Origin of the sequence: Amycolatopsis sp. FDAARGOS 1241, from assembly GCF_016889705.1 — a bacterium.
Taxonomy (GTDB): domain Bacteria; phylum Actinomycetota; class Actinomycetes; order Mycobacteriales; family Pseudonocardiaceae; genus Amycolatopsis.
Window position 1 is genome coordinate 421,442 of the sequence record NZ_CP069526.1, and the last position, 19,894, is coordinate 441,335.

General features: G+C 70.1%; 17 protein-coding genes. 11 read left to right on the top strand and 6 right to left on the bottom strand.

The annotated features are described in order from the left end of the window. Positions 1-22: 22 nt before the first annotated feature. Complete coding sequence (locus tag I6J71_RS02015) at positions 23-1,276, bottom strand: glycoside hydrolase family 16 protein (protein WP_204093154.1); 1,254 nt, start codon at positions 1,274-1,276, stop codon at positions 23-25. Positions 1,277-1,996: 720 nt separating this feature from the next. After that, on the bottom strand, positions 1,997-3,244 hold the full coding sequence (locus I6J71_RS02020) for an ROK family transcriptional regulator (protein ID WP_204093155.1): 1,248 nt from the start codon (positions 3,242-3,244) through the stop codon (positions 1,997-1,999). A gap of 121 nt (positions 3,245-3,365) precedes the next feature. On the opposite strand from I6J71_RS02020, the gene I6J71_RS02025 reads away from it, so the two are divergent. From I6J71_RS02025 to I6J71_RS02070, 10 genes are all read left to right on the top strand, one after another. Then, complete coding sequence (locus tag I6J71_RS02025; RefSeq protein ID WP_204093156.1) at positions 3,366-4,739, top strand: ROK family protein; 1,374 nt, start codon at positions 3,366-3,368, stop codon at positions 4,737-4,739. A 210-nt stretch (positions 4,740-4,949) separates the two neighbouring features. After that, positions 4,950-6,617 carry an ABC transporter substrate-binding protein gene (locus I6J71_RS02030; protein WP_239154370.1) on the top strand — a complete coding sequence of 556 codons (1,668 nt, stop codon included), beginning with the start codon at positions 4,950-4,952 and terminating at the stop codon, positions 6,615-6,617. 129 nt (positions 6,618-6,746) lie between these two features. Then, on the top strand, positions 6,747-7,769 hold the full coding sequence (locus tag I6J71_RS02035) for an ABC transporter ATP-binding protein (RefSeq protein WP_239154371.1): 1,023 nt from the start codon (positions 6,747-6,749) through the stop codon (positions 7,767-7,769). Continuing rightward, positions 7,766-8,746, top strand: a complete 981-nt coding sequence (locus I6J71_RS02040; RefSeq protein ID WP_204093158.1) for an ABC transporter permease — start codon at positions 7,766-7,768, stop codon at positions 8,744-8,746. Before I6J71_RS02035 ends, I6J71_RS02040 begins: the two co-directional genes overlap by 4 nt. Positions 8,747-8,749: 3 nt before the next feature. Then, positions 8,750-9,748 carry an ABC transporter permease gene (locus tag I6J71_RS02045; RefSeq protein ID WP_204093159.1) on the top strand — a complete coding sequence of 333 codons (999 nt, stop codon included), beginning with the start codon at positions 8,750-8,752 and terminating at the stop codon, positions 9,746-9,748. Next, a complete protein-coding gene (locus tag I6J71_RS02050) occupies positions 9,745-10,761 on the top strand; it encodes an ABC transporter ATP-binding protein (protein ID WP_204093160.1) in 1,017 nt (338 codons plus the stop codon). The genes I6J71_RS02045 and I6J71_RS02050 overlap by 4 nt, the downstream gene beginning before the upstream one ends. A gap of 13 nt (positions 10,762-10,774) precedes the next feature. Beyond that, positions 10,775-12,178, top strand: a complete 1,404-nt coding sequence (locus tag I6J71_RS02055; RefSeq protein WP_204093161.1) for a GH1 family beta-glucosidase — start codon at positions 10,775-10,777, stop codon at positions 12,176-12,178. A 109-nt stretch (positions 12,179-12,287) separates the two neighbouring features. Further along, positions 12,288-12,644, top strand: coding sequence for a nuclear transport factor 2 family protein (locus I6J71_RS02060; protein WP_204093162.1), 357 nt, complete (start codon positions 12,288-12,290; stop codon positions 12,642-12,644). 133 nt (positions 12,645-12,777) lie between these two features. Further along, positions 12,778-13,488 (top strand): DUF2306 domain-containing protein, encoded by a 711-nt coding sequence (locus I6J71_RS02065; RefSeq protein WP_204093163.1) that lies wholly within the window; start codon positions 12,778-12,780, stop codon positions 13,486-13,488. Positions 13,489-13,499: 11 nt separating this feature from the next. Further along, entirely contained in the window at positions 13,500-14,225 is a 726-nt protein-coding gene (locus tag I6J71_RS02070; RefSeq protein ID WP_204093164.1) for a decarboxylase, read from the top strand. On the opposite strand, the gene I6J71_RS02075 is transcribed toward I6J71_RS02070, so the two are convergent. The 3 genes from I6J71_RS02075 to I6J71_RS02085 all read right to left on the bottom strand — a co-directional run bounded on the left by I6J71_RS02075 (position 14,215) and on the right by I6J71_RS02085 (position 18,498). After that, the gene (locus tag I6J71_RS02075; protein ID WP_204093165.1) at positions 14,215-14,949 is read right to left on the bottom strand and encodes a dienelactone hydrolase family protein; all 735 of its coding nucleotides are present in this window, start codon (positions 14,947-14,949) and stop codon (positions 14,215-14,217) included. The two genes, I6J71_RS02070 and I6J71_RS02075, sit on opposite strands and share 11 nt — an antisense overlap. Positions 14,950-15,010: 61 nt before the next feature. Then, positions 15,011-16,150: an acyl-CoA dehydrogenase family protein gene (locus tag I6J71_RS02080; protein ID WP_204093166.1), complete on the bottom strand. Its 1,140-nt coding sequence runs from the start codon at positions 16,148-16,150 to the stop codon at positions 15,011-15,013. Next, on the bottom strand, positions 16,147-18,498 hold the full coding sequence (locus tag I6J71_RS02085; RefSeq protein WP_204093167.1) for a bifunctional salicylyl-CoA 5-hydroxylase/oxidoreductase: 2,352 nt from the start codon (positions 18,496-18,498) through the stop codon (positions 16,147-16,149). Before I6J71_RS02085 ends, I6J71_RS02080 begins: the two co-directional genes overlap by 4 nt. Positions 18,499-18,566: 68 nt before the next feature. Between I6J71_RS02085 and I6J71_RS02090 the strand changes: the two genes are divergently transcribed. Then, positions 18,567-18,959: a RidA family protein gene (locus tag I6J71_RS02090; RefSeq protein WP_204093168.1), complete on the top strand. Its 393-nt coding sequence runs from the start codon at positions 18,567-18,569 to the stop codon at positions 18,957-18,959. Here I6J71_RS02090 and I6J71_RS02095 read toward each other — a convergent pair. Then, positions 18,949-19,797 carry a PaaX family transcriptional regulator C-terminal domain-containing protein gene (locus I6J71_RS02095; protein WP_204093169.1) on the bottom strand — a complete coding sequence of 283 codons (849 nt, stop codon included), beginning with the start codon at positions 19,795-19,797 and terminating at the stop codon, positions 18,949-18,951. The two genes, I6J71_RS02090 and I6J71_RS02095, sit on opposite strands and share 11 nt — an antisense overlap. Positions 19,798-19,894 lie beyond the last annotated feature (97 nt).

Genomic DNA, 19,894 nt, shown 5'->3' on the forward strand with positions numbered 1-19,894 from the left:
GCGGCAGCTTTCGATTAGGGGATCAGGGCGCGGTCCACTTCTGGTTCGCGCCGCCGGTGCAGGTCCAGATCTGCAGGCGGGTGCCGTTGGCCGAGCTGTTCCCCGTGGCGTCGAGGCACTTGTTCGCGGCTGGGTTCACGATGTCGTGGGCCGCGGTGACGACCCACTGCTGGGCGCCGGTGCCGTTGCAGTCGTACAGCTGCACGGGTGTGCCGTCCGCCGTGCCCGCCGCCGTCACGTCCATGCACTTGCCCAGCGCGCGCAGGGTTCCGTCGCTGCCGACGGTCCAGTTCTGCGCGGCGTTGCCGTTGCAGTCGGTGATCTGGATCGGCGTGCCGTTGGCCGTGTTGGCGCCCGCGACGTCGACGCACTTGCCGCCGATGCCGGTGATCGTGCCGGTGCGCCCGCTCGGCGGGGTGGTGCCGCCGGTGCTGGTGGTCACGTGCACGTAGTCGACCACGAGCTGCTGCGGGAACTGCGTGCTGCTGTTGGGGTCGCCGGGCCAGTAACCGCCGACGGCGAGGTTCATGATGATGAAGAAGTTGTGGTCGTAGACCCAGCGGTTGCCGTTCAGGTCGGTCGGCGTCCGGGTCTGGTAGACGTTGCCGTCGACCGACCACACGATCTTGTTGGGCGACCAGTCCACGGCGTAGGTGTGGAAGTCGTCGGAGAAGTTCGGCCCGCTGTACGCGGCGCCGATGCCGCCGGAGCCGGAGTAACCGGGACCGTGGATGGTGCCGTGCACGGTGTTGGGCTCGAAGCCGACGTTCTCCATCACGTCGATCTCGCCGTCGGTGGGCCAGTCGCCGCCGCCGAGCATCCAGAACGCCGGCCACATGCCCTGGCCGCGCGGGAGCTTCATGCGGGTCTCGAAGTGGCCGTAGGCCTGGCTGAACTTGCCGGAGGTGTTGAGCCGCGCGGACGTGTACTCGCAGCGGCCGTACCAGCAGTTGTAGTTGCCCGGGTTCTCGCGCTTCGCGGTGATCACCAGGTGGCCCTGGCCGTCGAGCGCCGCGTTGTTCGTGCCGGACGTGTAGTACTGTCGCTCGTGGTTGTTGACGTTGTCGCCGGTCTCGTAATTCCACTTGGCACCGTCGGCGGGGCTGCCGGCGGTGCCGTTGAAGTCGTCGGTGAAGCTGGCTGCCGCGGCGGCTTCCGGGGGTGCGATGACGACGGGAGTGGCTTGCAGTCCGACGGTGAGCAGCGCTGCGGCCGCGAAGAGTCCGGCCCAGCGGGAGCGTCTCGGAAATCGTCTCTGGGACAGGGAGATGGACATCGTTGTCACCTCTTCTGGCGGAGGGGTCGCGATTTCATGCGCGCAGCATGAAAACCGCAGCACGAAAACGCGGGTGGGCGGAGGAAGGCACGATGAAGGGGACCGCGCGGTTCTCGGCCGGGCGCTTCGTGTCCACTCCGGAGGTGGACCGCAGGCGGGCGGCAAGGTTGGAGATCGGGATCGGTTCGGGGTCGGGCGAATCGGGCTACTTTGTTGTGCCTGGCAACAAAGTAAGAGAAGTATGCATGGTCCGGACCATTGCGGCAATGGGTGGGGGAGGGAATTTTTTCGACTGGAAGAAAGGGAGGGGAGTTGTTGGCCGGGGTGGTGCCGGTGGGTGGGATGCGGTCCTGCGCAGGGGCGTGTTGCGGGGCGTATGCACCCCGAAGCGCGAGTGTGACTACGGCCGCTGACCCCGTGTCAAGGCGGGAAAGCGTGCCTTGACACGGGGTCGGCGGCCGTGTTGAAGCTTCGGATCGAGGTGCCGGGCGGGGGCTGGGCGCATCCTTGTTGCGTAGTTATGTTGCGCGGTGTAGGTGGCTTTGCGTCGCCGTTCGAGGTGTCGGGCGGGTAGGGGCTGGGTGCATCGTCGGTGGGTGGTCGGGCGGCGGTTGGTGCGTGTGGCGGGCGCCGTTCGAGGGGCAGGGCCGGGGGCTGAGTGCGGGTTGTCTGCGTAGGTCCTTGCGTTGTGTGGTGGCTGTGCGTCGCCTTGGGTGGTGGTCAGGCTGCGCCGGAGCCGATGTGCGGTGCGGGCGTCTTCGTCTGGAGCCGTGGGTCTGAGCCCTGTTCCAGCAGGTCGGCGACGGGCAACGTAGCGGCGCCCGTCGCCACCGCATCAAGCCCCAGTTGCCCGAGTTCGATGGTGGTTTCGCCGAAGGGGTGGCGGAGGGCGTGGGCGGCGGCGGTGTTGCGGATGAGGGGGAGGAGGCGTTCACCTAGTGCCAAGCCGGCCCAGCCGCCCAGGACGATGCGTTCGGGGTTGAAGAGGTTGATCAGGTTCGCGATGCCGGCGCCGAGGTAGCCGGCGGTCTCCTCGAGGACCTTCTGGGCCGTTTTGGAGCGGTCGGCGGACGCCAGCAGGGCGGCGAACTGGTCCTGTTCCGTTTCGCCGGGGGCGGGCTTTCCGCGGGCGCGGCGGTAGCGCGACAACACAGCCTCGGCGCCGATGTAGGCCTCGAGGCAGCCGTGGGAGCCGCAGCGGCAGGGCTGCCCGTCGTAGACGATGGTGGTGTGGCCCCATTCGCCGGCGCTGGAGGTGGAGCCGCGGTAGGTGGCGCCGTCGGCGATGACGGCGGCGCCGACGCCGGAGCCGATGAGCACGATGACGGCGTGGCGCGCGCCGCGGCCGGCGCCGAACCACATTTCGGCCTGGCCCTGGGTCTTGGCGCCGTTGTCGATGAACACGGGCAGGTCGAGGCCCGCGTCGCGGAGTTCGTCGGCGAGCGGCACGGAGTCCCAGCCGATGGTGGGCGCGTGCACCAGCACGCGTTCGCCCTGCTCGACCATGCCGGGCACGCCGACGCCCACGCCGAGCACGGCCGAGTCCTCGGCGGCCGCGGAAGCGATCACCTCGCGCAAGCCCGACACGACAGCCGCGACGACCGTGCGTGATTCGGTGTGCGCGGGCGACAGCTCGTGCTCCACCGTGGCCAGCCGCTGCATCGCGAGGTCGAACAGCTCCACCCGCACGCCCGTCTCGCCGATGTCGACGCCGGCGACGTGCCCGTAGGCCGGGTCCACCCGCAGCAGCACCCGCGGCCGCCCGCCGTCCGATTCGACCAGACCGGCCTCGGTGATGAGCCGCTCTTCGGCGAGCTCGGCCGTCACGTTGCTGACCGTCGCGGCGGACAAGCCCGTGAGCTGGCTCAGTTCGTGCCGCGACAGCGGGCCATCGAAGTACAGTTTCGACAGCAGCAGGGAACGGTTGTGCCGCCGCAGATCGCGGACGGTGGTGCGCTTGGTCGCCATGTGACACCCATCTGGCCTCGAACTCTCCCGGCACCAGGATGCCTGATCACCGTAAGTTGTGGCCATGTATTAACTAGTGAACTAAGTCCCGAACGTCTGGTCGTCTGGCAGAATCCCCCAGGTGACGAGGGTGCTCCGGCAGACGACCCGTGACCTGAGGCGGCACAACCGCGCGGCGCTCCTGTCGTCGCTCTACCTGCGTGGGCCGGTCAGCCGGCTCGAGCTCGTCGCCGAGTCCGGGCTCAGTCCCGCGACCGTGACGAACGTGGTCGCGGAGCTCATCGGCGACGGGGTGGTCGCCGAGGCCGGGTCCGTCGAGTCCGATGGTGGCAGGCCGCGCACCCTCCTGCGCGTCAGGCCCGAGTTCGGCCAGGTGGTGGGCGTCGACGTGGGCGAGACGCACGTGCGCGCCGGGCTCTTCGACTGGGCGCTCGGCACGCTCGCCACCGTGCGCCACCCCCTCGCCGGCCTCGATCCGGCACAGGTCGTGGAGCTCGCGCGCGCCGGCGTCGCCGAGGTCCTCGCCGCCGGCGGCGACCGCGTGCTCGGCGTCGGCGTGGGCGTGCCGGGCGCGGTGCGCGACGGCGGCACCGTCCACGCCCCCACGCTCGGCTGGGCCGGCGTCCCGTTCGCGGACCTGCTGCGGGCACGCGTCCCGCTGCCGGCCGACACCCCGCTGCACCTCGACAACCGCGCCCGCACGCTCGGTCAGGCCGAGATGTGGCGCGGCGCCGGCCGCGGCGTGCAACGCACGGTGATCGCCCTCCTTGGCGTCGGCGTCGGCGCGGCCTTCGCCGCGGGCCGCGGTACCTTCCCCGGCATCACCACCACGGAGTGGGGTCACACCGTCGTGCGCGCCGCGGGCGCCCCCTGCCGCTGCGGCTCCCACGGCTGCCTCGAGGCCTACGTCGGCACCGAAGCGGTGATCCGACGCTACGTCGAAACGCCCGGCGCGGCGCCCCTCGCAGCGATCGACAGCGAAAGCCGCCTCGCCGAGATCGTCGCGCTCGCCGGCGGCAACGAACCGCTTGCTGCCGCCATCGGCGATGGGCTCGGCCCGAGAGTTGCAACCGTCGCCGGTGAGCGCGACACGAAGGTCGAAATCGCCGACGACGGGAGCGTCGGGCGACACAGCCCTGCCGCCGGCGGCAACGGCGGCACCCTCGCCGAGCCGGACCGGACCACCGTTGCCGAAAGGTCTGGTCCAGCTGCGCAAACGCTCGCCGGCGTCGGGGAGTACCTCGGCATCGGCATCGCGAACCTGATCAACCTCCTGGCGCCGGACCGGGTTGTGCTGGCAGGCTCGGCGGGGGCGATCATGGGGGAGGCGATCCTGTCGCGCGTCCGGGACGCCGCGGCCCGGCACGCGCTCGGGTACCTGGCCGAGGCGACTGAGGTGCACCTGGGGCAGCTGGGTCCGGAGGCCGTGGCGCTCGGAGCGGCCACGTTGCCGGTTGCCGCGCTGCTGGCGTCCGGTGGGCGTTCAGCCGGCTGAATCTCCTTGGCGCGCAAAGAAATCGGCGGCCGGGTACCTAGGGCGAGGCTTTCTTTCAGTACTTAAACTTAGGCACAAAATGTTACCGCCGTGTTATTGACGTGACCCGAGTCACCCGGGTTGACTCCACCTGTCGCGCGGCCGGACCGAACACTCAGCTTCTTCGCCGAGCGCGGGGCGAACCCGTAGCACCAGGACCTAGGAGGACGAATGCGAGTGAAGCGCTCCGTCGTCGCAGCGCTCGTTGCCGTGGTGGCAGCCGCGGTGCTCGCGGCCTGTGGAGGCGGCTCGAGCAGCGCGGGTGGCGGCAACGCCGCGGCCGTGCTGAACGTCGGCATGCCGAACGGCCCGCAGCCCGAGAACAACAACCCGTTCCTGGAGACTTCGGCGGCCGCGTCCCTCGGGTACCGCTACGTGATCTACGAACCCCTCGTGATGCTCAACCGTGTCAAGCCGCAGGAGCCCGGGAAGCCTTGGCTCGCCACGAAGTGGGACTGGTCGGACAACTACAAGAAGCTGGTCCTGACCATTCGCGACGGCGTCAAATTCTCCGACGGCACGCCGATGACCGGCGACGACGTGGCCTACACCTTCCAGCTCCTGCGCGACAACAAGGCGTTGAACATCGACTCGATCCCGTACAAGGACATCTCCGCGAGCGGGAACCAGGTCACCCTCGGCTTCGACACCTCGCAGTTCGTGAACCAGGTCAAGATCCTGCAGACCATCGTGGTGCCCAAGCACATCTGGTCGCAGATCAAGGACCCGTCCACCGACACCGTCAAGAAGCCGGTGGGCACGGGCCCGTACACGCTCAAGTCGTTCACGCCGCAGACGGTCACCGTGACCCAGCGCACCGGCTACTGGCAGGAAGCGCCCAAGGTCAAGGAGATCCGCTACACCTCCTACAACGACAACAACGCGCAGGTCGCCGCCCTCGCCAGTGGCGCGGCCGAGTGGAGCTTCGTCTTCATCCCGAACTACAAGACCGTCTACGTGAACAAGGACCCGCAGCACTACAAGCTGTGGTTCCCGGCCCAGCTCGCCGTGCACGGCCTGTGGTTCAACACCGAGAAGGCGCCGTGGAGCAACCCGAAGCTGCGCCAGGCGGTCAACAAGGTCGTCAACCGCGACGACATCTTCAACCAGGGTGAGGCCGGCTACTTCTACCCGAAGAACGACCAGGTCACCGGCATCCCGACGCCGGCGGGTGACTCGTTCATCGCGCCGCAGTACAAGGGTCGGACCGTGAAGGTCGACGTGCCGGGCGCCAAGTCGCTGCTTACCGGCGCGGGCTTCAAGTACAACGGCAACCAGCTCGTGGACCCGAGCGGCAAGCCGGTGAACCTCAAGCTCACCGTGCCCTCGGGCTGGTCGGACTACATCACCGACCTCGAGATCATCAAGGACAACCTCGCGCAGATCGGGATCACGGCCACGGTCGAGAAGATGAACCAGGACGCGTGGACCAAGTCCGTCGACACCGGTGACTTCGAAGGCCTGCTGCACTGGACCAACGACGGTGCCACGCCGTACGACCTGTACCGCGACGTGATGGACGGCAACCGTTACAAGCCGACCGGCCAGGGCGGCATCAACGGCAACTACGGCCGCTACAAGAACGACGAGGCCACGCAGGCACTGGCGACCTACGCCAACGCCGCCGACGACGCCAGCCGCGCCACCGCGATGGCCAAGCTGCAGCAGATCATGATCGACCAGCAGCCGATGGTGCCGCTCATGGCTGCGAACTCCGGCGGCGAGTACAGCACGAAGAACTGGACGGGCTGGCCCGACGAGGCCAACCCGTACGGCCCGGCGCAGCCGACCCTGCGCAACGCGCTGGACATCGTCCTGCACCTGAAGCCCGCGGCCTGACGGATGGCCGAGGACAACGCAGTCGCCACCCGGGAAGCCGCCTCCGCACCGGAGGTGGCCTCCCGGGCCGGCGGGATCGGTCCCGGAGCCTCGGACACGTCGGACACGTCGGACAGGTCGGATACAGTCGTGCTCGAGGCCTCCGGGCTGACCAAGCACTTCCCCGTGCGCAAGCGCGGCCGCGAGGTGCTCACGAAGGGCCGCCGCAGCGTGCGGGCGGTCGACGACGTCGACCTCGTGCTGCGGCGCGAGCGCGTGACCGCGCTCGTCGGCGAGTCCGGTTCGGGCAAGTCGACCGTCGCGCGCCTGCTCGCCCAGCTCTACCCGCGCACCGGCGGCGACATCCGCTTGCACGGAAAATCGGTGACCGTCAAGGGCGGCAAGGCTTTCCGGGCGTACTGCCGCCAGGTCCAGATGATCTTCCAGGACCCGTTCGCGTCGCTGAACCCCGTGCACACGGTGCGCTACCACCTCACGCGCGCGCTGAAGATCCACGGCCGCGCCGGGCGCACCGCCGAGGACCTCGAGCGGGCGCTGCACGAACTGCTCACGCGGGTGCAGCTGACCCCGCCGGAGCGCTATGCCGACAAGTTCCCCCACGAGCTCTCGGGTGGCCAGCGCCAGCGCGTCGCGATCGCGCGGGCGCTCGGCGCCGACCCGGAGGCACTGCTGGCCGACGAGCCGGTGTCCATGTTGGACGTCTCGATCCGCCTGGGCGTGCTGAACCTGTTGCGCGACCTGAAGGAACGTCTGCACCTGGCGATCCTCTACATCACGCACGACATCGCGTCGGCGCGCTACTTCGCCGACGAGACGCTCGTGATGTACGCCGGGCGCATGGTCGAGGGCGGCGACTCCGAGACCGTGACGCAGCGGCCGGCGCACCCGTACACGCAGCTGCTCATCGAGTCCGCGCCCGACCCCGACCGGCTCGACCCCGGCACGGCGGCCGAACCCGGTGAGGCGCCGAAGGAGAAGGGCTCCGGTGAGCCGCCGAGCCTGATCGCGCCGCCGCCGGGCTGCCGGTTCCACCCGCGCTGCCCCGTCGCGATGCAGCGGTGCCAGACCGACTTGCCGCCGCGGTTCACCGTCGGTGAGACGCCCGGCCACTGGGCCGCGTGCTGGCTCTACGACCCGGCGGTGAGCGAGTGAGGTACCTGCTCCAGCGCCTCGCGTTCTACATTTTCACCGCGTGGGCCGCCATTACGATCAACTTCTTCATCCCGCGCCTGATCCCGGGTGACCCGGTGCAGTCGCTCATCACGAAGAACCAGGGCACGCTGTCGGCCGACGCGATCCAGTCCCTGTACGTCCTGTTCGGGCTCGACAAGAACGAAAGCCTGCTCACCCAGTACTTCCACTACTGGGCCCAGCTCTTCCGCGGCGACCTCGGGTTGTCGTTCACGTTCTTCCCCTCGCCCGTGAGCGAGGTGATCGCCGACAGTCTGCCGTGGACGATCATCCTCGTCGGGTTCACCACGGTGGTGGGCTTCCTGATCGGCACCGGGCTCGGGGTCGTCGCCGGGTGGAAGCGCGGGTCCTGGGTGGACGGCCTGCTGCCGGTGACGACGTTCCTCTCGTCCATCCCGTACTTCTGGCTCGGCCTCATCGCGATCACGCTGCTGGCCGGCCCGGACAGCTTCTTCCCCGCCTCGGGCGGCTACGACCCGGGCCTGGTGCCCGGCTGGGACGGCGACTTCATCGGCAGCGCGATCCAGCACAGCCTGCTGCCCGCGATCACGATCCTGATCAGCTCGATGGGCAGCTGGATCCTCGGCATGCGCAACATGATGGTCACCGTCGCGTCGGAGGACTACATCACCGTCGCGCACGCCAAGGGGCTCAAGGAACGCCGCGTGATGGTGAGCTACGCGGCCCGCAACGCGCTGCTGCCGAGCGTGTCCGGTTTCGCGCTGGCGCTGGGCTTCATCGTCGGCGGCACGCTGCTGGTGGAGATCGTGTTCTCCTACCCCGGTGTGGGCTACGAGCTGTTCCAGGCCGTCGGTTCGCAGGACTATCTGCTGATGCAGGGCATCTTCCTCATCATCACGCTCTCGGTGCTGGTGGCGAACCTGCTCGCCGACGTCGCGTACCTCGTGCTCGACCCGCGCACCCGGAAGGAGGGCTGAGCCGTGGCTGTCCCCGCAGCCGACCTCAAGCAGGTCGCCCCGGAGCCGCTGCCGGCCGACGCCGTCGCCGGCCCCGCGGCCAAGCGCCGCCGCTTCCGGTTCCTCACCGGCGGCAAAACGCTGACCGGGCTCGTGGTGCTGGGCTTCTTCGTGGTGATCGCGATCATCGGGCCGTGGATCGCGCCGTTCGACCCGTCGGCGCGCAGCAACGACCTGCTCGAAGCGCCTTCGGGTAAGCACTGGTTCGGCACCACGCACCTCGGACAGGACATCTTCAGTCAGGTGGTCGTGGGCACGCGCAGTGTGATGCTCGTGGGCCTCACCGCGGGCATCGTCGCGACGATCCTGGCTGTGATCGTCGGCGTCACGTCCGGCTACCTCGGCGGCACGCCGGGTGAAGGCCTGTCCGCACTGTCCAATGTGTTCCTCGTGATCCCGGCGCTGCCGCTGATCATCATCATCGGCTCGGCGCTGCCCAGCGGCGGCGACTACCTGGTGGCCGTGATCATCGGCCTCACGTCGTGGGCGTGGGGTGCCCGCGTGCTGCGAGCGCAGACGCTTTCGCTGCGGCGGCGGGAGTACGTCGAGGCGGCGCGGGCGAGTGGTGAGTCGACGGGCCGGATCATCTTCTTCGAGATCCTGCCGAACCTCACCGCGGTGATCGCGTCGAGCTTCGTCGGCACGGTGGTGTTCGCCGTGATGTCGGAGATCACGCTGGCGTTCGTCGGCGTCTCGAGCTTCTCGGAGTGGAACTGGGGCACGATCTTGTTCTGGGCGCAGAGCCAGCAGGCGCTGGCGCAGGGCGCGTGGTGGTGGTTCGTGCCGGCGGGGCTCGCGATCGCGATCCTCGGCACCGCGCTCTCGCTGCTCAACTTCGGCATCGACGAGTTCGTGAGCCCGCGGTTGCGCTCGAGCGGCAAGACCAAGGCGAAGAACGCCGAGGGCAAGACGGTGCGCCTGCGCGTCGGCTTCACACCCGTGCTCGGCCGGGAGAAGGAATGAGCGAACCCGTACTCGAGATCAAGGGCCTCGACGTCGACTACGGTCTCGGCGCCGAAGGCGTGCACGCGGTACAGGACGTGCACCTCACGCTGCACCGCGGCGAAGTGCTCGGCCTGGCCGGGGAGAGCGGCAGCGGCAAGTCCACTTTGGCCTACGGGCTGACCCGGCTGCTGCCGCCGCCCGGCGTGATCCGCGGCGGCAGCGTGGTTTACCACCCGGTCACCGGCGAGCCGTACGACGTCTTGCAGCTGACGCCCAAGCAGCTGCGCGACTTCCGCTGGGCCGAGACGTCGATCGTGTTCCAGGGCGCGATGAACTCGCTCAACCCGGTGCACAAGGTGTCCACGCAACTGATGGACGTGATCAAGGCTCACGAACCACGCAGCACCAAGGCTTCGCGGCTGGCCCGGGCGCGCGAGCTGCTGCACCTGGTGGGCATCGCGGGTGACCGGCTCGACGCGTACCCCCACCAGCTCTCGGGCGGCATGCGGCAGCGCGTGATGATCGCGATGGCACTCGCCCTGGAACCACGGATCGTGATCATGGACGAGCCGACGACGGCGCTCGACGTCGTGATGCAGCGGCAGATCCTGGCCCAGCTCGTGGAACTGCGCGAGCGGCTGGGCTTCTCCGTCCTGTTCATCACGCACGACCTGTCGCTGCTGGTCGAGTTCTCCGACCGCATCGCCATCATGTACGGCGGCCGGATCGTGGAGCAGGCCCGCGGCGTCGACCTGTACCGCGACGCGCTGCACCCCTACAGCGACGGCCTGCTGCACTCGTTCCCCGCGCTGCGCGGCCCGCGCCGCGAGCTCAGCGGCATCCCCGGCTCGCCGCCCGACCCGCGGGCGCTGCCGGCCGGGTGCACGTTCGCGCCCCGTTGCCCGCACGCGTTCGGCCCTTGCACCTCGGAGGTTCCGGTGCTGGGCGTGCCCGCCGATCGTGACGATCCCACGCGCACCGTCGCGTGCTGGCTGCACCCGGCCGCCCCAGCCGCCGCCGTCACGTCGTAGAGAAGGAGATCCGTTGACCGAGACCAACGCTGCGACCCGCGAGCAGCAGGCGCTGATCGACTCGCTGCCGCCGGACTTCCGGTGGGGCGTGGCGACCGCCGCGTACCAGATCGAAGGCGCGGTGGAGGAAGATGGCCGGACTCCGTCCATCTGGGACACGTTCTGCCGCGTGCCGTGGGCGATCGACAACAACGACAACGGCGACGTCGCGTGCGACCACTACCACCGGATGCCCTCCGACGTCGCGCTCGTCAAGGAGCTCGGCGCCGACACGTACCGGTTCTCCGTGGCGTGGCCGCGGGTCCAGCCGCGCGGCAAGGGCGGCGTGAACGAAGCGGGCCTGGGGTTCTACGACCGGCTCGTGGACGAGCTGCTGGCCAAGGACCTCACGCCGTGGCTCACGCTGTACCACTGGGATCTGCCGCAGGAACTCGAGGACGCGGGCGGCTGGCCGGCGCGCGACACGGCGTACCGCTTTGCGGACTACGCGATGCTGGTGTTCGACCGGCTGTCCGACCGCGTCCGCCACTGGACGACGCTGAACGAACCGTGGTGCTCCGCGATGCACGGTTACGTGCACGGCGTGATGGCCCCGGGCCGGCGTGACTTCGCGGCCGGCATGAAGGCCATCCACCACCTGCTGCTCGGCCACGGTCTGGCGACGCAGCGCATGCGCGCGGCCGCGCCCGAGGGCACGCAGTTCGGCATCACGCTCAACATGGGCACCTCCGACCCCGCCACCGACAGCGAGCTGGACCGGGAGGCCGCGCGCAACGCCGACGGCATGGGGGTGCGCATCTACCTCGACCCGCTGGTGCGCGGCCAGTACCCGGTCGACGTCGTTGCAGACCTGGTGGTGCGGGGCGCGACACTGCCCATTGAGGACGGTGACCTCGAGATCATCTCGGCGCCGCTGGACTTCCTGGGCGTGAACTACTACTTCGGCCAGCGGTACTCCGGTGTCGACGAACAGGGCCGCACCACGGGCGAAGACGGCTTCCCCGTGCAGCGGGCCGTCCCGTTCGGCGAACCGACGACCGCCATGGGCTGGGAAATCCTGCCGGGCAAGTTCACCGAACTGCTCACTCGCCTCGGTCGCGACTACCCCGGTTTGCCCATCTACATCACCGAAAACGGCTCCGCCTTCGACGACGAGCCCGACGCCGACGGCTTCGTCGCGGACGAGGGCCGCACGGCCTACTTCGCTTCGCACCTGGCCGCGGTCGCCGCCGCCCGCCTGGCGGGCGTGGACATCCGCGGCTACTTCGCGTGGTCGCTGATGGACAACTTCGAATGGGCCTACGGGTACGCCAAGCGCTTCGGGCTGATCCGCGTCGACTACGAAACGCAGGCGCGCACGATCAAGCAGAGCGGCCTGTTCTACCGCGACACGGTCCGCCGAGTCCGCGGTTCCTGACCACCCCGGGGAGGTTGGATCCGAAGGGCGCCCGCTTTGCCCGCGGGCGCCCTTCGGCTTTCGGCGAACATCCGTGTTTCCGGGCGGTGCGCCGGTCCACCATGGTTCCGTGGACCAGACCCTGATCGATGCCGAACACCGCCTCCAGACGGCCCAGCTCACCGGCGACGTGGGTGCGCTGGATCGGCTCCTGGACGACCGCCTGCGCTTCACGTTCGGCGAATCCGTCGCCACGAAGGCCGACGACCTCGCCGCCCACCGCTCCGGTAGTCAGACGCTGACTTCCCTCGTCGAGGAGGAACTGGCCGTGTTCGCCGACGGCCCCACCGGCGTCACCTGGTTCCTCGGCCGGCTCGAGGGGTCGGTGAACGGCGCGCCCTTCGCCGCTCGCCTCCGCTACACCCGCACGTGGCACCGCTCGCCGTCGGGCTGGCGGGTGGTCGCGGCGCACGCGAGCTACGCCTGACCTGCGAAGATCACCGAGCCACCCGGTCGCGGGTAAGGCTGTCCCCACCTTCGGGACGCCGGTCCGCACCATGTCGGTTCCACCGCCGTCGGACCTACGTTCGTAAGCACCAGACGAGCGAGGGAGAGTGGCGATGACGGCGACGGACCTGCAACCACCGCGAGTGGAGCACCCACCGGCGGGGCGGCCGCGGCGCAAGCGCCGGCCCTGGATCGGCGTGCTGGGACTGGTCGTGGTGGCGTTCCTGGCGTACTCATTGCCGCCGTACCTTTCGCTGGACCCCGCGCAGTCGCGGGTGCCGGCGCCCGCCGGGTTCGGGGCGCACTACTGGTTCCTCGTGGGCCACGTGGTGTTCGGCTCGATCGCGATGCTCTGCGCGGTCGTCCAGATCTGGCCGTGGGTCCGCCGGCGGTTCTCGGTGCTCCACCGCTACGCCGGCCGCGGCTACGTCTTCGGCGGTGTGCTGCCCTCGGGCGTCATGGCCCTCACGATCGGCGCCGCGAGCCCCTTCGGGCCGGCCACGCGAGCCAGCGACGTGCTGCTGGCCGTCGTCTGGATCGGCACGACCTGGGCCGGCTTCCGCGCCGCCCGTGAGCGCCGCTTCGCCGACCACCGGCGGTGGATGGTCCGCAGCTTCGCGCTGACGATGTCCATCATCCTCAACCGCCTCATCTCACCGCTGGCGATCATCCTCCTGGAGCCGCAGGTCCCCACCACCTTCGGCGGTAGCCAGGTCGCCTTCATGCAATCCGTCGCCGCCATCGCTGCGTGGGCCAGCTGGACGCTCGCCCTGATCGGCGCCCAGCTCTGGCTCGACCGCAAGCCGCGGCGCGTGACGGCCTAGCCTCGAGACGCATGGCCCGCATCGGATTGCTCTACCCGACCAGGAACGCCGGCGAGGACGACTTCGCCGACCTCGCCGGCCGGTTCCGTCCCACCCTCGACCTCGCCGTCCGCTACTTCCCCTGGCCCGCCGACGTGAACGACCTCGCGGGCCAGAACCTCGCGACCGTCGCCGACGCCGTGCGCCGGCTGGGCTCCGAAGAACACCTCGACGCGGTGCTGCCGGAGGTCGCCACCGGGTTCGACTCGGTGGCTTTCGCCGTCACCAGCTCCAGTTTCCTGGTCGACCCCGACCACCAACTGGCGACCCTGCGCCGGCTCTGCGGTGCTCCCGCCACCAGCACGACTTCCGCCTTCCAAGACGCCATCCGGGTGCTGGGCTTGCACACGGTCTCCCTCGCGTCGGTCTACCACCCGAGCTTTTCCGACCACTTCGTCAACCGCCTCGACGCGCACGTCGTCCACCGCGTCGACGCCTCCGCCGGGTCCGACCGCGAGCTGGCCGCGTGGCCACCGGAGCGCATCGTGGACCTCGTCGCCCGGGCTGCGCACCCGAAGGCTCAAGCGGTGCTGCTCCCGGAAACCGCCCTGCACACCAGCCGCCTCACCGCCGAACTCGAACGCGCCGCCGGTTGCCCGGTCCTCACCGCCACCCAGGTCACGCTGTGGTCCGCGGCCCGCCTCGCCGGCGTGGACCCCGCCGTCGCCGAAGGCGCCGGTCCGTTGTTCAGGCCCTAGGCAGGTTCTCGGCGAACAGCTGCTTCAACGCCGTCCAGTGCCGCTCTTCCGCGGACTGGTCGTACGTCGCGTTGTCGGGGACGGCGAACCCGTGTTCGGCGGGGTACGTCTCCAGCGTGTGCCGCACTCCGGCGGCCACCAGCGCGTTCCGCAGGCGCTCGTGCTGCTCGGCCGGGAAGGCCTTGTCGTTGCGGGCGGCGGCGACGTGGAGAGCACCGCGGATCCGCCCGGCGACGAGATGCGGACTGTCCGGGTCGTCCGCAGCCGCGAGGTTGCCGCCGTGGAAGGACGCGGCGGCCGCGACGCGCGGAAAATGCGCTGCGGCCCACAACGAAAACCGGCCGCCCAGGCAGTACCCCACCGCACCGACCGCAGAGCCCGCGACTTCCGCCCGGCCGGCCAGGAAATCGAGGTACGCGCCCGTATCCCGCACCGCGAGTTCCGCCGGCACGCTCCGGCCCAGTGCCGTCAGCCGTTCCCGTTCGGCGGGCACGGTGAACACCGTGGCGACGTCGAACGGCGCGTACGGCGTGCGGTAGTAGCCGTCCGGCAGCAGCACGACGTAGCCGAGCGCGCTGAGCCGGTCCGCCATCGCGGCGAACGTCTCGCGGACCCCCGCCGCATCGGTGTACAGGATCACCGCCGGCCCCGCGCTCAGCGGCGTGTGCAGCGTGGCCGAGCAGAGGCCGTCCGGCGTGGTGATGGTGACCGCGATCCGCGACATGGCACCGAAGCTACCCGCGGTGGCCGCCGCCCGCAGCGAAAATCGCCGACGGCGAAACCCGCTACGACTGCAACGACCGTGCGATGATCGTCCGCTGGATCTCCGACGCGCCTTCGTAGATCCGCGGCGCGCGCACTTCGCGGTACAGGTGCTCCAGCAGGTGCCCCCGCCGCAACGCTCGCGCGCCGTGCAGCTGCACCGCCGAATCCACGACGTACTGCGCGGCCTCCGTCGCGAACAGCTTCGCCATCGCGGCCCGGCCGGCCAGCCCGGTGGAACCCGCGTCGTACGCCGACGCCGCCGCGTAGACCAGCAAGCGCGCGGCTTCGGTCCGGGTGGCCATCTCCGCCAGCGTGTGCGCCACCGTCTGCTGCTTGATCAACGGGCCGCCGAAGGCCGTCCGCGACGACGTGTACGCCACCGCGGCGTCCAGCGCCGCCTGAGCCATCCCGACCGCGAACGCCCCGACGCTCGGCCGGAACAGGTCCAGCGTCCGCATCGCCACGGCGAACCCGCGGTTCTCCTCACCCAGCAGCTCGTCGCGGTGCACGCGCACCCCGTCGAACTCCAGCGTGCCGATCGGGTGCGGGCTCACCAGGTCCAGGTGCTCACCGGACAGGCCCGCCCGATCACCCGGCACCACAAAAGCGCTCACCCCGCGCGAACCCGCGTCGGGCACCGTCCGCGCGAACACGGTGTAGAAGTCCGCCTCCGGGGCGTTCGAGATCCACATCTTCGACCCGGTGAGCCGCCATCCGTCGCCGTCCGGTTCGGCGGCCAGCTGCAACGCGGCGGCGTCGGAACCGGCGTCCGGCTCGGTCAGGGCGAAGGCCGCCACGGCGTCCCCCGCCGCCACGGCCGGCAGCCAGCGTGCGACCTGTTCGTCCTTTCCGGACTGCAGCACCGGGTAACTCCCCAGCCCCTGCAGCGCCAGCGCGGTCTCGGCCTCCGTGTTCTCCGTCGCCAGCGCCTCCCGCAGCAGGCACAGGTCGAGCGCCGCCGCTTGCCGCGTGGGCTGTCCACTTTCGACGCCGGGGAACAGCCGAGCCAGGAGACCGTGCGAGCCCATCGCCTTGAGCAGCGGCCGGTTGACGGCACCTTCGGCGCCCGCCTCGGCGAGCGGTCGCAGCTGCTCGGCAGCGAGCCGCTTCACCGACGCGACGAAGGCCTGCTGGTCGGGTGTCAGGGCAAAGGCGTTCATCGCTCCCTCTCCGGTCGCCAGCGGGCGTGCGCGGTCTGGTGCCCACCGGTGCGTACGAGTTCCAGCCGCGGCTCCGGCCCGTCGGTGCGACCGGTGACCGGCCGCCGCTTCCCGGCCGCCCACGGCTTCGGCCACGGCACCGGGTACTCCTGCTCCGCGGCCGCGTGCAAAGTCCACTGTGGATTGTAGAGGTGGGTCCGGCCCAGCGCGCACAGGTCCGCGCGCCCGGCGAGGATCAGCGAGTTCACGTCGTCGTACGAGGAGATCGCGCCGACGGCGATCACGGCCGTGCCGAACTCGCGCCCGAGCTCGTTGCGGATCCGGTCCGCGTACGGCGTCTGGTAGCTGCGCCCGAACTTCGGCCGCTCCTCGCTCACGACCTGCCCGGTCGACACGTCGACCGCCGCCGCGCCGTGCGAGGCGAACGCCCGTGCGATCTCGACGGCGTCGTCCGCCTCGATCCCGCCGTCGTACCAGTCCGTGGCGGAGATGCGCACCGTCATCGGCCGGCCGGTGGGCCACACCTCGCGGACGGCGTCGAACACCTCCAGCGGGAACCGCAGCCGGTTCTCCAACGATCCCCCGTACGCGTCCGTCCGCTGGTTCGTCAGCGGCGACAGGAACGACGACAGCAGGTACCCGTGCGCGCAGTGCAGCTCCAGCAGGTCGAACCCGGCCTCCGCCGCCCGGCGCGCCGAAGCCACGAACTGCTCCCGGATCTCCGCCAGCTCCTCGACGCTCAGCTCCCGCGGCGTCTGGCTGTCCGGCCGGTACGGCAGCGGCGACGGGCCGCAGACCTCCCAGTTGCCCTCCGGCAGCGGATCGTCCATGCCCTCCCACATGAGTTTCGTCGAACCCTTGCGCCCGGAGTGGCCCAGCTGCAACCCGATCTTCGCCGGCGTGCTGTCGTGCACGAAGTCGACGATGCGCTGCCACGCCCGCGTCTGCTCGTCGGTGTACAGGCCGGGGCAGCCCGGCGTGATCCGGGCTTCGGGTGAAACGCAGATCATCTCCGTCATCACCAGGCCGGCGCCGCCGAGCGCCTTGCTGCCCAGGTGCACCAGGTGGAACTCACCGGGCACGCCGTCGACGGCCGAATACATGTCCATCGGCGACACGATCACGCGGTTCGGCAGCTCCAGCTCTCCGATGCGCACGGGCTGGAACATCGGCGGCGCGACCGGCGTGCCGAGCGAGCGCGCGAACCACTCGTCCAGCTCCGTGGCGAACTCCGGATCCCGCAGCTTCAAGTTGTCGTAGGTGACGCGGCGGCTGCGCGTGAGCAGGTTGAACGCGAACTGCTCCGGCTCCTGGTGCGTGTACTGCGCCAGGCTCTCGAACCACTCCAGGCTCGCCTGCGCCGCGCGCTGCGTCGACTCGACCACGGGCTTGCGCTCGGCTTCGTACGCCGCCAGCGCCGAGGCGACGGAGTCCTGCTCGTGCAGGCACGCGGCCAGCGCCAGCGCGTCCTCCATCGCCAGCTTGGTGCCGGAGCCGATCGAGAAGTGGGCGGTGTGCGCGGCGTCGCCGAGCAGCACCACGTTGTCGTGCACCCAGCTCTCGCAGCGGACCGTGCCGAAGGTGTTCCACTTCGAGTTGTTGGCCAGCATGTGGTGCTCGCCCAGCACGTCGGCGCACAGTTCGCGGATGAGCTCGATGGACTTCTCGTCGCTCTCGCCCGGTGCGAGGTCGGTGGCGGCGATCGGCGCGAACGCCTGCTGCCACACGTCCTCGTGCAGTTCGAGGATGAACGTGCTGCCGTCGCGCCCGTACGGGTAGCCGTGGATCTGCATGATCCCGTGGGGCGTTTCGAGCACGTGGAACTTGAAGGCGTCGAAGACCAGGTCGGTGCCCAGCCAGATGTAGCGGCACCGGCGTGTCTCGACGGTCGGGCGGAACGAGTCCGCGAACCGCCGGCGCACGCCCGAGTTCACGCCGTCGGACGCGATGACCAGGTCGTAGTCGCGCGAGAGCTGCTCGGCGTCGGGCGCCTCGGTGCGGAACCGCAGGTCCACGCCGAGCTCGCGGCAGCGCTCCTGCAGGATCGCCAGCAGCCGCTTGCGGCTCATCGCCGCGAACCCGTGCCCGCCGGACGTGTGCACCTCGCCGCGGTAGTGCACGTCGATGTCGTCCCACCGGGCGAACTCGCGGCTCATCGCCTCGTGCACCGCCGAGTCGGCGTGCTCGATGCCGCCGAGCGTTTCGTCCGAGAACACCACGCCGAACCCGAACGTGTCATCCGGCGCGTTGCGTTCCCACACCGTGATCTCGTGCTCAGGGCCGAGCTGCTTCGCTAGGGCGGCGAAGTAGAGGCCCGCCGGGCCGCCGCCGAGAACCGAAATCCGCACGAGAGCCAGGGTATGTCGTCTGACATACGATCGTCAAGAACGCGATAGATGAGCTAGGCTGCCGCAGCATGGAGCGCATCAACCCACCCGAGCTGGGCCGCCCGTCCGGCTTCTCCCACGCCGTGGCCGCCGAAGGCCGGCTCGTCTTCCTCGCCGGTCAGACGGCACTCGACGAGCACGGCAGGATCGTCGGTGACGGCGTGGTCGAGCAATTCGAGCGGGCGCTCGGCAACCTGCTCACGGCCCTGCGCGCGGCCGGCGGTGAGCCCGCCGACCTGTGCAGCGTCACCATCTACCTCGTCGACATGGACGACTACAAGGCCCACGCGCGGGAGATCGGCAAGGTGTGGAAGCGCCTCGCCGGGACCGAGTACCCGGCGATGGCGGGCATCGGCGTGAGCCGGCTGTGGGACGTCGAGGCCCTGGTGGAGGTGCAGGGCTTCGCGGTGGTCAGCCGCTGAGCACCTGCAGCAGGTAGTCGCGGGCCGGGGCTTCGAGGCGTTCGTGGAGCGCGAAGAAGACCTCGGCCGCGCGGATGCCGGACCAGTCCTGCGGCAGCAGCTCGGAGGGCAGGCCCGGGTCGAGGTAGGGCATGCGCCGCCAGCCGGTGAGCACGCGCACGTAGTCGGCGAACGCCTCGTCACCCGGCGCCGTGCGGCGCCGCTTCCAGCGGTCGAGCACGGGGCCGTGCTCTTCGAGGAACGCCGTGTACAGCGCGTCGAGCTGGTCGAGGTCCCACCACTCGCGGACCTTGTCACGCGCGTCGCCGAAGGCCAGGTGCTCGGCGCGGAACAGGTCGGCGTAGCTCGCCAGACCCAGGCGGGTCAGCGCGTCGGCGGTGACGGCGTGCAGGTGGGCGGGCGCGATCCACACGCCGGACGACGCGGTGCCGAAGCCGAGACGGGCCAGCTGCGTGCGCAGCACGTGGCGCTTGTGCCGCTCTGTTTCGGGCACGGAGAAGACGGCGAGCAGCCAGCCGTCGGCGAGCGTCGCGCGGTCGCGGCGGAAGATGCGTTCGTCGCCTTCGCGCAGGATCGCGAGCGCGGTCTCCGACAGCTCGTAACCCGCGGTGCTGTCGCGGCGCACTGCGTCGAGGATGCCGCGCCGCTTCAACCGCGAAATCGAGGAGCGCACCGCCGGCTCGTCCACGCCGAGCGCCGCGAGCAGGTCGATGAGCGACGCGACGGACAGCCAGCCACCCTCGATCCGGTGGTAGAAGCCGTATACGGACACGATCAGCTGTCGAGGCTGGGCGGCACGCCCGGCGTCGAGCTCGGTTGACTCCGGTACGGCCGTCACCCGCTCACCATACTGTGCGGTTCGTGACCGATCCAACCACAGTCACGGCGGAAAGCCCGGGCACCCGCAGTGCCTGCGGGCCCTTCGCGGGTACCAT